13 protein-coding genes are annotated in these 11,738 nt (G+C 34.1%); 12 read left to right on the forward strand and 1 reads right to left on the reverse strand.

The window, feature by feature from the left end:
- Positions 1-273: 273 nt before the first annotated feature.
- The 9 genes from COE49_RS08035 to COE49_RS08075 all read left to right on the forward strand — a co-directional run bounded on the left by COE49_RS08035 (position 274) and on the right by COE49_RS08075 (position 7,783).
- Entirely contained in the window at positions 274-627 is a 354-nt protein-coding gene (locus tag COE49_RS08035) for an ArsR/SmtB family transcription factor (protein ID WP_088229603.1), read from the forward strand.
- Position 628: 1 nt separating this feature from the next.
- Entirely contained in the window at positions 629-1,069 is a 441-nt protein-coding gene (locus COE49_RS08040; protein ID WP_088229602.1) for a DNA mismatch repair protein, read from the forward strand.
- A gap of 133 nt (positions 1,070-1,202) precedes the next feature.
- Positions 1,203-2,966 carry a SulP family inorganic anion transporter gene (locus tag COE49_RS08045; protein ID WP_088229601.1) on the forward strand — a complete coding sequence of 588 codons (1,764 nt, stop codon included), beginning with the start codon at positions 1,203-1,205 and terminating at the stop codon, positions 2,964-2,966.
- 415 nt (positions 2,967-3,381) lie between these two features.
- Entirely contained in the window at positions 3,382-3,687 is a 306-nt protein-coding gene (gene arsR / locus COE49_RS08050; protein WP_000046018.1) for an arsenical resistance operon transcriptional regulator ArsR, read from the forward strand.
- A gap of 60 nt (positions 3,688-3,747) precedes the next feature.
- Positions 3,748-4,185, forward strand: coding sequence for an ArsI/CadI family heavy metal resistance metalloenzyme (locus COE49_RS08055; RefSeq protein ID WP_098252518.1), 438 nt, complete (start codon positions 3,748-3,750; stop codon positions 4,183-4,185).
- An 18-nt stretch (positions 4,186-4,203) separates the two neighbouring features.
- Complete coding sequence (gene arsB / locus COE49_RS08060; RefSeq protein WP_098945823.1) at positions 4,204-5,244, forward strand: ACR3 family arsenite efflux transporter; 1,041 nt, start codon at positions 4,204-4,206, stop codon at positions 5,242-5,244.
- A gap of 20 nt (positions 5,245-5,264) precedes the next feature.
- A complete protein-coding gene (gene arsC / locus COE49_RS08065; protein WP_098252516.1) occupies positions 5,265-5,669 on the forward strand; it encodes an arsenate reductase (thioredoxin) in 405 nt (134 codons plus the stop codon).
- A gap of 841 nt (positions 5,670-6,510) precedes the next feature.
- Entirely contained in the window at positions 6,511-7,077 is a 567-nt protein-coding gene (locus COE49_RS08070; protein WP_098356826.1) for a class I SAM-dependent methyltransferase, read from the forward strand.
- 145 nt (positions 7,078-7,222) lie between these two features.
- Complete coding sequence (locus COE49_RS08075) at positions 7,223-7,783, forward strand: class I SAM-dependent methyltransferase (protein WP_098356827.1); 561 nt, start codon at positions 7,223-7,225, stop codon at positions 7,781-7,783.
- A 72-nt stretch (positions 7,784-7,855) separates the two neighbouring features.
- On the opposite strand, the gene COE49_RS08080 is transcribed toward COE49_RS08075, so the two are convergent.
- The gene (locus COE49_RS08080) at positions 7,856-8,326 is read right to left on the reverse strand and encodes a hypothetical protein (protein WP_141556622.1); all 471 of its coding nucleotides are present in this window, start codon (positions 8,324-8,326) and stop codon (positions 7,856-7,858) included.
- 479 nt (positions 8,327-8,805) lie between these two features.
- Between COE49_RS08080 and COE49_RS08085 the strand changes: the two genes are divergently transcribed.
- The 3 genes from COE49_RS08085 to menA all read left to right on the forward strand — a co-directional run bounded on the left by COE49_RS08085 (position 8,806) and on the right by menA (position 11,475).
- Positions 8,806-9,870: an endonuclease/exonuclease/phosphatase family protein gene (locus COE49_RS08085; RefSeq protein ID WP_483295618.1), complete on the forward strand. Its 1,065-nt coding sequence runs from the start codon at positions 8,806-8,808 to the stop codon at positions 9,868-9,870.
- A gap of 435 nt (positions 9,871-10,305) precedes the next feature.
- Positions 10,306-10,485 (forward strand): FAD-dependent monooxygenase, encoded by a 180-nt coding sequence (locus COE49_RS08090; RefSeq protein WP_088229593.1) that lies wholly within the window; start codon positions 10,306-10,308, stop codon positions 10,483-10,485.
- A gap of 78 nt (positions 10,486-10,563) precedes the next feature.
- Complete coding sequence (gene menA / locus COE49_RS08095; RefSeq protein ID WP_088229592.1) at positions 10,564-11,475, forward strand: 1,4-dihydroxy-2-naphthoate polyprenyltransferase; 912 nt, start codon at positions 10,564-10,566, stop codon at positions 11,473-11,475.
- Positions 11,476-11,738: the final 263 nt, after the last annotated feature.

Raw genomic sequence — 11,738 nt, forward strand, 5'->3', positions numbered from 1 at the left:
ATAACTCAAGCTTATAAACTCTCATTATTAAGGGGGGCATGCTTGATACTTGTTCTGGAATAGATGAAGATTTGAAATGCTGTTCTGGCGTTAATAATCCTTTTGCACGCTTTGAAGGAGCGGTTTTCTTTTTTGTAAAATGTAGGGTGAAGTGTATTTTTTAAAAATTTGTATTGAAATTTCAAATTTCTAGAAGTATCATATACATATTCAAAGATTTGAAGATGTATATGATACTTCTGAAAAGAAAAAATAACCAATGGAGGTATTGGAATGGGAAACGAAATGCAACAATTTAAAGCCGATTTCTTTAAGGCTTTATCTCATCCTTTGCGAATAGGTATTCTTGAACTATTATCTGAAGGTGAAAAAAGTGTAAATGAAATACAAACGATCCTAAATAAAGAAGGTTCAGCTGTTTCTCAGCAACTGAGTGTATTACGTTCAAAAAATATTGTTGTTGGCATAAAAGATGGAAAAAGAGTTTTATATTCACTACGAGATCCTATGATTGTGGATTTATTACTAGTTGCAAAGCGAATTTTTAACAATCATTTAATTGATACAATTTCAATGTTAGAGGAACTGGATGAGACAGAGCGTGCACCTATGGTTAAGGAGGGATAGGTTGAGCATTGAAGTTAAGAAAGAAGATATCATCCAACATGGAATAGAGGTATTTCGCTCGATAGGAGCTCATTATGTTTGTAATGTTTGTATTAAAAGTGGGAATTCTTGTTGTTTTTCATGCCAGCATCTACAAGATGGCGTCGGATGTCAAAAAAGAAATACGGCTTGTACAGCTTGGTTATGTGGGATCCAAGGTTTTTTATTTGATCAAATAGGATTATTAGATGAATGGAATCGTTTTTGGATTGAAATTCCAGGTAAAATGTTTCGTAGAGATATTACTCCAGATAAGATAAGGATTACAACGTTTATAGACACGAAGAAGCTAAACAGTCGAGCAGGGGAGCTTCTAGCGGAAAGATTGGAATCCTACTTACAACAAGGTGGAGATATAAGTAAATTAGAGAGACATTTAAGCAAAACGTATAGTAAGTATTAGGCTGGCGTTCTATAAGGGAACAAGAAATACATTTTTAACCTAGATTAATTTCGCATTAACTGCCCGTAAACGCCTGATTGGTGCGGGCTGATTAAAGTTTCACTTTATTAAGAATAGAAAAGAAGGGTTTATAATGAGAGGGTTATTTACAGGAAGGTTTGAAGGCTATTCATTAGGGCATTTGCAAAAGGATCTTCTGTCAGGAATGATTGTTGGGGTTGTTGCGATTCCTCTTGCTATGTCTTTTGCCATAGCTTCTGGTGTTAAGCCAGAGTATGGAATTTATACAACATGTATTGCAGGGATACTTGTTTCGCTATTTGGTGGTTCAAAGTATCAAATTGGGGGACCTACAGGTGCTTTTGTTCCAATTCTTTTAGGAATTGTCATCACCTATGGATATGAAGATTTACTACTTGCTGGTTTATTAGCGGGAATTATTTTATGCCTTATGGGAATTTTTAAGCTAGGGTCTTTAATTAAATTTATTCCACGTCCTGTAACAATTGGCTTTACGTCAGGAATCGCTGTCATGATCTTTACAGGACAGATTGCTAGTTTTTTAGGTCTAACAGGTATAAAAAAGCATGAGGACTTTATAGCAAATCTGCAAGAAATCTTTATGCATATCAGTACGACCAATTTTTACAGTGTAATAACTGCTTTAATTTGTCTTCTTGTCATACTCATAACACCAAAGATTTTGCCAAAAGTACCAGGTTCATTAGTAGGTGTTGTGATTTCGACTATAATTGCAACGGTATTTTTCGCAGGTCATGTACCTACTATTGGCACAGCATATGGTACGATTCCGAATACACTGCCTCAGTTTGATATACCAGAAATCACGGTAGAGCGTATAAAACAGTTAATTGGTCCTGCATTTGTGATTGCTATGCTCGGTGGGATTGAATCTCTTTTATCTGCTGTCGTAGCAGACGGTATGACAAATAGTAAACATAACAGTAATAAAGAGCTTATCGGTCAGGGAATTGCCAATATTGTTACACCATTATTTGGAGGTATTCCCGCAACTGGAGCAATTGCCCGCACAGCAACCAATATTAAGAGTGGAGCTGTATCTCCGTTATCGGGTGTTATTCATGGAGGATTTGTGTTACTCACGCTTTTATTATTAGCTCCATATGCTTCACATATTCCCCTTGCTAGTATGGCTCCTATTTTAATGGTGGTAGCTTGGAATATGAGCGAACAAAAGCATTTTATTCACATATGTAAAATGAAGACAGGGGATTCCCTTGTATTACTTGTAACATTTCTGCTGACTGTATTTACAAGTTTGACAACAGCTGTGGAAATTGGACTTATTTTGGCTGTTATTTTATTTACAAAACGTATGAGTAACATGCTTGTTATATCTAAAGTGCTTCCAGATCACACAAGAAAGAACGAAAAATTGTTACCGCATGTGGTAACTAAAGCTCATGATTGTCCACAAATAAGTATTTACACAATAGAAGGACCATTATTCTTTGGGGCTGCTCAAACATTTGAACAAAACATTCTAGCGACCATTCATTATAAACCAGAAGTTTTAATTTTACGTATGGGAAAAGTTCCTTTTATTGATACAACAGGAGAATCATATTTTAGGAATATTGTTCAGCATTTTAAAAAGCAAGGTGGCGTACTTCTTATATCAGGAATTCAATCAGAGTTAAAAACAACTCTAGATAAGAATGGATTATTTGCTGAAATTGGAGAACAAAACTTTTTTGATCATACAGGGGAAGCGATCAACTGTGCTTTAAGCTATTTGAATACGAAAAAATGTATAGGATGTAAGCACTTCGCTTTTCGTGAATGTACGGGGCTTGCTCAGCAAATTCAGGAAATGGATACGATAAAGAATAAAGTAAAGACATTAGATTATTAAGAAGTTGAAATTTGAATTTGTTAAAAAGGTTTAAATGTGAGGTTCATATAACAGAACTAGTTTAATCTAACTGTTTGAATTCAATGAATATAAAATACTCTTAAGATAGTAGAAGTTAACCATTTTTTTAATAGAAAGACCGCATTCAAAGATACGTATCAAAGATGAGGTCTTTTTATTTTTTGAAATTATTATGAATATACTCGTATATTTTTGAATTAACTATTGTGTTGTAAAAAGAATCGTAGTTTTTCATTCTCAGAAAGCTAAGGTTCTTTTACTTGTGATACAGGTAGGATTAGAGAAAGTGGATCTATATTAATCAAAAAAACTTGATGAATAAGTTGCATAAAGAACTAAACAACGTATATACTATGAATATCAAAAAAATTTGATGAAAGGAGAGTGAACTACAATGGCACAAGATTTTCAGTTATATGAGAAAAAGTTTAAAGCATTGGCTGATCAAAAGCGTTTAGAAATTATGTATGAACTTTGTCAGCGAGGACAGACATGTGTATGTGATTTAACAGAGGTTTTTGAAATGACACAATCTAAGTTGTCCTATCATTTGAAGATTTTATTAGACGCAGGTTTAATTGTAAAAGAAACAAAAGGTACGTGGAGTTATTATGATTTAAATGATGCGGAAGTGAATAATTTATTGTCAGAAGAATTGTGCTGTATTTTTAGAAAAACAGGAAAAGGTAGTTGTTGTTAAAATTTTGCACTATTAATCAAAAAAAATTGATTAATTACATATAAAGAGGAGGAATAAGGTATGAGATATGCTCACGTTGGTATAAATGTTACGAATTTAGAGAAGTCTATTGAATTTTATGAAAAGGTATTTGGTGTGTCACCAGTTAAGGTGAAAACGGATTATGCAAAATTTTTATTAGAGACGCCAGGACTTAATTTCACGCTGAACGTACGAGATGAAGTGAATGGAAATCAAGTAAATCATTTCGGTTTCCAAGTGGATAAAGCTGAAGAAATTACATTACATAAAGAAAGATTAGAAAAAGAGGGGTTCTTTGCGCGTGATGAGATGGATACGACTTGTTGCTATGCGGTGCAAGATAAGTTTTGGGTAACGGATCCTGATGGTAACGAGTGGGAGTTCTTTTATACGAAAGCGGAAAGTGATGTTCACAAAATAGAAGAGTCATCTTGTTGTACGACTTCTAATGAAGTAGCTAAAAATTCTTGTTGTTAATAGGAGATGGAGAATAAAATGAAACGTTTATCATTTCTAGACCGATATTTAACACTATGGATCTTTCTAGCGATGGCTGTTGGAATTGGTTTAGGGTTTGTATTCCCTAGTGTAGTAGACGGACTAAATACATTACAAGTTGGAACGACGTCTATTCCGCTTGCTGTTGGTTTAATTGTAATGATGTATCCACCATTAGCGAAAGTTCGCTACGAGGAAATGGGCCGAGTGTTTAAAGATGTAAAAGTGTTAGTGCTATCTTTAGTGCAAAACTGGATTATTGGGCCGGTACTTATGTTTGTTTTAGCAATTATTTTTCTTCCTGATAAACCAGAATATATGGTCGGACTCATTATGATTGGCTTAGCACGTTGCATTGCAATGGTAATTGTTTGGAACGATCTAGCAGATGGTGATAAAGAATATGCAGCTGCTTTAGTTGCTTTTAATTCTGTATTCCAAATGTTGTTCTTCTCGGTTTATGCATACGTGTTCGTAACAGTAATCCCAGAATGGTTAGGAATTGAAGGGGCTATCGTTGCTATTACAATGGCAGAAGTTGCGAAATCAGTGTTTATCTATTTAGGAATTCCTTTTATAGCAGGTATGTTGACACGATTTGTATTCGTGAAGTTAAAAGGAAGACAGTGGTATGAAGAGGTGTTTATACCTAAGATTAGTCCACTTACATTAATTGCATTGCTATTTACAATCATCGTTATGTTCTCTTTAAAAGGGGAAATGATTGTTAGTGTACCACTAGATGTAGTAAGGATAGCGATTCCGTTATTCATTTATTTTATCGTGATGTTTTTCGTTTCTTTCTTTATGGGAAGAAAAATTGGTGCAAGTTATCCGGTGACGACAACGTTAGCATTTACGGCAGGCAGTAATAACTTTGAATTGGCGATTGCTGTAGCAGTTGGTGTGTTTGGTATTCATTCGGGCGCAGCATTCGCAGCTGTCATTGGACCGTTAGTCGAAGTACCTGTCATGATTGCACTTGTAAATGTCGCTTTTTGGTTTAAAAGTAAATATTTTAATGATCAATCAACTTAAAAACAAAGGTGGAAAACAACATGGAAAACAAAAAGATAATTTACTTTTTATGTACAGGAAACTCATGCCGAAGCCAAATGGCAGAAGCTTGGGGAAAGAAATATTTAGGAGATAAGTGGAATGTATATTCTGCAGGCATTGCAGCACATGGAGTGAATCCAAATGCTATTAAAGCAATGAATGAAGTAAATATCGACATAACAAATCAAACATCAGATATAATTGATACAAACATTTTAAATAGTGCTGATTTAGTTGTTACGCTTTGTAGTCACGCAGATTCTGTCTGTCCTTCGACACCTCCGCACGTGAATCGTGTTCATTGGGGATTTGATGATCCGGCAGGAAAAGAGTGGTCTGAGTTTCAACGTGTTCGTGATGAAATTGGTGAACGAATAAAACGTTTTTTAGAAACAGGTGAATAAATAAAAGAAAGAGTCAATCTTCTATCACAGAGGAGAGTGGCTCTTTTTTTACTATATATTTAACGAGACAAAGTTGATAAGTTTATAGATAGCAGTTACTAATCTCTTCTAGCATACAAAAAAATGATTTTTTACATGTAGTTCTCTTTTTTGTCATCATATCTGTAGAATAAGGTTAATTATAGACAGAAGATCTTATGAAAAAAGAAAAAGAATTCTTAAGTTTTTGGAGGGGAATTATGAGTTTTCTGTATAAGAAATGTTTTAATTTTAATCCCCATAAAAAACCAATAAAGAATACATGTTTTTTGGCTAGGAGTGATTACTTTGTATGACTATTATTTGTGTAGATCTACGTAACTTTTGTGTAATTGTTTCATATATTAAAAAAAGACTCGATTCGCGGTATATAAAATGGGCTGTAGTAGGGGATGCAAATCTGAGGAGAAGAAGTACCTTTAAAAACCGTATGGATGAATAGATGACCAGATTGTACGAAAGACGAAAATGCACTAAATCTACTTATATAATAAGTTTAGCTTTACAATACGTTACACCGGAAAATTTTTATGGATATGACCGCAAGTATGCATGTATTTCCGGGTAATCTCATAAGTTTTATTCGAAATATGAGTGAGAAATATATGGTTTTCTGTACATACCTTTTCCTAGTTCTCTTTATCTGAGGTTTGAAGAAACTATGGTAAAGGGAGGGAGTGTTTGGGGGTACTTTTAGAAAATTCATTCAAACCTTAAGGGTTCTCAAGGATTTTCACTCCAGTTTCTTCAGGTTTAAATTTAAAACTATAGTAATACATTCAAACTATTGGAGTGAGTAAATATGAAACTGTTATCTTTTTTCTCTCTATATATAACTAATCCAAGAAACATTGGTGCAGTACTTCCAAGTTCAAAGTTTCTTGCAGATAAAATGGTGGAAAGTATCGATTTTAAGAAAGCTAAATATATTGTTGAATATGGACCAGGTACAGGTGTATTCACTAATAAATTGCTTGAAAAACGAAATTTGGATACTACTCTTTTATTGGTGGAAAATAATAAAGAATTTTATTTATTATTGAAAGAAAAATTTAAACACGAGAAAAAATTATTCGTTGTATTGGGGTCTGCGGAAAATATTGACGAATATTTAAAGTGCTATCGTATTCCTTATGCAGATTATATTGTTTCTGGTCTTCCTTTTTCTAGCTTGCCCTCAAGTGTTTCAAATAAAATTTTATTAACTAGCACCAAAATTTTAAAGGAAGGCGGAAAATTTGTTACTTTTCAATATACTAAGTTGAAAGAGAAGTTTATTAATCGATTTTTCACTAGAATAGATGTGAAAAGGGAGCTTAGAAATGTACCACCAGCTTATGTTTTTAGCTGTTCAATCCCAAAAAAATAATTGGTTATGGTTGTTTTGCCTACGCAAGTTTTGAATCGAAAGAATTAAATTTAGTTGGACGAACTGGTAGTTTAGTTGAAGAAGGAAAACCTATAGTAAACATAGAAAAAGATTAACGACTTGAAACTCATGCGGGGTGAAAATAATGGCAATAAAACAAGATGAAATAAAAGTAGTAGTTGGAGCTGGGGCATTTAATAACAATCTGGGCTGGATTCAAACGCAAGAAGATACTCTTAACTTATTAGTTGAAACGACGTGGGAAGAAAGATTTGAACATAACTCCATTTCAGCTATTTTAGCAGAGCATGTATGGGAGCATCTTACTTTTGAAGAAGGGGTAAAAGCAGCGGAAATTTGTTATAAATTTTTAAAACCGTCAGGCCATATTCGGTGCGGTGTCCCGGATGCATTTTTTCAAGATGAAACGTATCAAAATATAGTTCAAGTAGGCGGACCTGGCCCGAAAGACCATCCAGCTGCAAGCCATAAAATTGTTTATAATTATAAAACATTAACGAAAATGTTTGAAACAGCTGGATTTGAAGTGGTTTTACTGGAATACTGTGATGAGAATGGGCAATTTTATTACAATGAATGGGACGCAAATGATGGTGTTATCTTCCGCTCCAAAAGATATGATTCTAGAAATCAAGGAGATAAACTTGGTTTCCCATCGCTAATTGTTGATGCGATTAAACGGTAAGTGATTAACGGCATGAGTTAGTATTATAAGTTTATGAGCCGCAAATGCGGCTTTTTATTTATGGTGTAATTATTACTGGGGCGTCTTTTCGAAAAACTGAATGATTTTTTTAGAATTATCTTCACGTAAATCATAACCTTCACCGTGCGTTTCATCGCTCGCTTTTGCCATTACGATGTCACCATCCGATTCTATCCAAACAAAAAATTCCTGTATAGATTTATCTTGATAAGTAATCTTCAATTTTGAATGCATATGACTTCTAGCATCCTGATCTAGAAGAAGTTTTTTCTTTTGGGCGCTTTCCATACTTGTGAAAATTGTTTTCATATTTTCTTTATTTACTACTTTATTACTACTTTTTGAATTCACAGGACTAATCTCAAGTTTTCTCACTTCTTTTTGTTCAAACATAACGTTTTCATATACAATTTCTTTTTCTTTCACTGTTGTGGATGCTTTCGTTTCATTTGAATTGCTTGTACATCCAATTAATAAGGCGATACATAATGCTCCAATTATACCGAATTTTAAAGTCTTCAATAATATGCCTCCCATCTACTATTTTCTATAATTCTATTTCTAATTTGCAATATCCTAGCTATGCTTAATTATGTGAAATACATTTTGTTATGGAGAGCAGAATGAATTACATTCTTACTGAATCACTTCATATGTCTACGATTCACAAAATAAAGCATGAGAGGTGTTCTAAAAATGAAAATTATATATGTATCTTCAGTCAATCGAATCCTCTTATTACACAAGAAATACCCTATAGGATAGATTTTTTTAGTGTCTATTCTATAGGGTACATTTATTTCTCGGCACAGCTGTGTCTTATGACGAACAAGCGATTGAAATTGCGAACAAATCAGAGTTCGATTTCGTTTATATAATGCGTGAATCGTTTCAATCCCTCTTATCGTGCTTGAAGCCTTTAGAGTTACGTTATATATTTTAAGCATAGAAACATTTTAAAATATTTCATATACAAACTATAGAAAGAGAATAAAGGAGCCATGAGATTGAAGAAGACAGCGAAATGTTTATTATGGGGGACAGGCTCTATATTTGGTGCTTTCACAGCATTTATTACTTATGTGGCAATTAAGAATGTGAAGCATAAGGATGTTGAGAAATTGAAGGTGACCAATAATAACGAGCACGTTCTTAAAGTCGGTAAAGAGTTTAAGGTGACAACGTTTAATATTGGCTACGGCGGTTTAGATAAAGAGCAAGATTTCTTCTTAGACGGAGGGAAAGGCTCGCGTTCTAGTAGTAAAGAACAAACAGAAAAGAATATCAGCAATATGCTGTCTTTTTTACAAAAGGAAGATTCTGATTTTATATTAACGCAAGAGATGGATGAGAAGTCACTTCGTTCATTTGATGTGAATCAGTATAAGGCGTTTCAAGATGGACTGAAAGATCATGCGTCTACGTTTGGTGATAACTTTAATGTGCAGTGGGTGCCGGTACCAATTAAGAAGCCACACGGATATACGAACAGTGGACTTGGTTCGTTTTCAAAATATAAAGTAGAAGAAGCGACGAGATATCAACTTCCTGGAAGAGAAATGTGGCTTCGTCAATTATTCGATGTAGATCGGGCGATTGTTGAGCATAAGGTTCCGGTTGATAACGGAAAATATTTACGAATGGTGAACGTTCATTTATCTGCATATGATAAGGGTGGAAACATTCGAAAGCAACAAGTTGAGTTTTTGAAAGAGTATATGAATAAACATTTCAAAAGTGGCGATTATATCGTGCTTGGTGGAGATTGGAATCAACTATTATCTGATGTGCAGTTAAAGGATTCGAAGTTTAAAGAAGGATGGCCAGAGTGGTTAGTACAGTTACCAGAAGATTTCACTGATGATGGGTTCCAGTGGGCTGTTGATGATACGGTTTGGACAGTTCGTGATAATGTGAAGAGCTTTGTTGAAGGTGAGAACTTTGTTACGATTATTGATGGGTTTTTAGTCTCTCAAAATGTGGAGATTGTAAGCGTACAAGGGCATGATTTGAAATTTGAAAACAGCGATCATAATCCAGTTAGTGTGGTATTGAAATTAAATTAGCAAGGGAAGACAATGGTTTCAAGGGAGTATGTGCAAGAAGGGTGTAACCACATGTTGTCTGAAGTTTTATCCAATGTAAATAATCTTTGCCCATTCATTTCATTAACCGGTTCCTTACGTATAAGGTACCGGTTAATTTGTGTCACAGTTTCCTGAAATGATGGGGTGATCCTTCACGGTACAGTTGCTTTTTCTTTTATCAATTCCACAAATGCATCTTGGATTGCTCTTTTGTAAGAACGACTCGTAAATCGATATATATATCACGTAAACGATATTCAACCATCATTTTTTCAACACATTAAGAAAAAATGATGGATATACGACACATCCATCATTTTTAATTGTTGTTAGGAGTTTTACTCAAGATTTATAATTTGAAGTAAAAAACAACACGTTGTTCATTAGTTTGCTTGAAAATGGGGAGGGAAGTTTATGAAGGATCAATTGTTAATTGTTGGAGCTGGATCAACTGGATTAGTTTTAGCTATTGGACTTACAAAACAAGGAATCCCTTTTAGAATTATCGATAAAAATAAAGGACTTGGAGAAACTTCAAGATTTATAGGTATACAAGCAAGGACATTAGAGTTCTATGCCAATTCGTTTTTTTGATATAATAGATGTGCAGCAAGAGATAGAAAGATATTTCTAGTAATTTATATTTAAAATGCAGGGAGATTGAACAGAGTTATGGGGAATGAAAAAGAAATTAGTTCCGCTAAATTAATATGGAAGATGACGCGCCCACATACATTAACAGCAACGTTTTCTCCTGTAATTTTAGGGACGGTGGCATCACTTTATGTTGCCGAAATTCATTGGCTTTTATTTATTGCGATGATGAGTGCATGTTTAGCATTGCAAATAGCAACGAATTTATTTAATGAGTACTATGATTTCAAACGTGGGTTAGATACCGCTGATTCTGTTGGGATTGGTGGTGGAATTGTCCGTCATGGATTAAAGCCAAAAAACGTTTTAACAGTTGCGCTTTTATTGTATGTGGTAGCAGCACTTATTGGTATTTATATTTGTATGAATAGTAGCTGGTGGTTAGTGGTCATTGGTTTAATTGGGATGGCGGTTGGCTATTTATATACAGGTGGTCCATTACCGATTGCGTACACCCCATTTGGAGAATTAGTTTCTGGCTTGTTAATGGGGACATGTTTTGTATTAATTGCTTTCTTTATTCAAACGAATACTTTTACGATTGAAAGTGTATTGATTTCCATTCCAATTGGGATTTTAGTAGGTACGATCAACATGTCGAATAATATCCGAGATATCGATGAAGATATTAAAGGTGGAAGAAAGACGTTAGCTATCCTCCTTGGGAGAGAGAAAGCAGTGGTAACACTAGCTGTAGCCTTTTTTATTGCTTATTTATGGATCGTTGTGATTGTGTTGATGGGTTATATAAGCCCTTGGACATTAATTATGTTCCTAGGTTTGAAAAAGCCAATCTCTGCAATTCAAGGTTTCCAAAAAGGAGTAAAGGAACCTGGATATATGCGCATAGCAATGAAATCAACAGCGATGACAAATACGATTTTTGGCTTCTTATTATCAGCAGGATTATTAATCAGTTATTTGTTTTAAATAAAAACCCTCAACAATCGGGCTTTTTAATATTGAAATTTCCAGAAAGATCAACGTCTATAGTATTAACATGGTTATTTTAAAAAAATTGTTCTTTATCAGTAACATGTTATCTAATTTTACTAATAAAGAATCCGATAGTGCTCCGAACAACTTCATTTAGAATCGATTCATACAATTTAGTTTATGGGAAAAGTAACATTATAAAACAAAATAAAAGAGCCAACTCATAAGAGTAGGCTCTTTTCAGAGTGTTTGGAAAC

Origin of the sequence: Bacillus sp. AFS029637, from assembly GCF_002584985.1 — a bacterium.
Taxonomy (GTDB): Bacteria; Bacillota; Bacilli; order Bacillales; family Bacillaceae_G; genus Bacillus_A.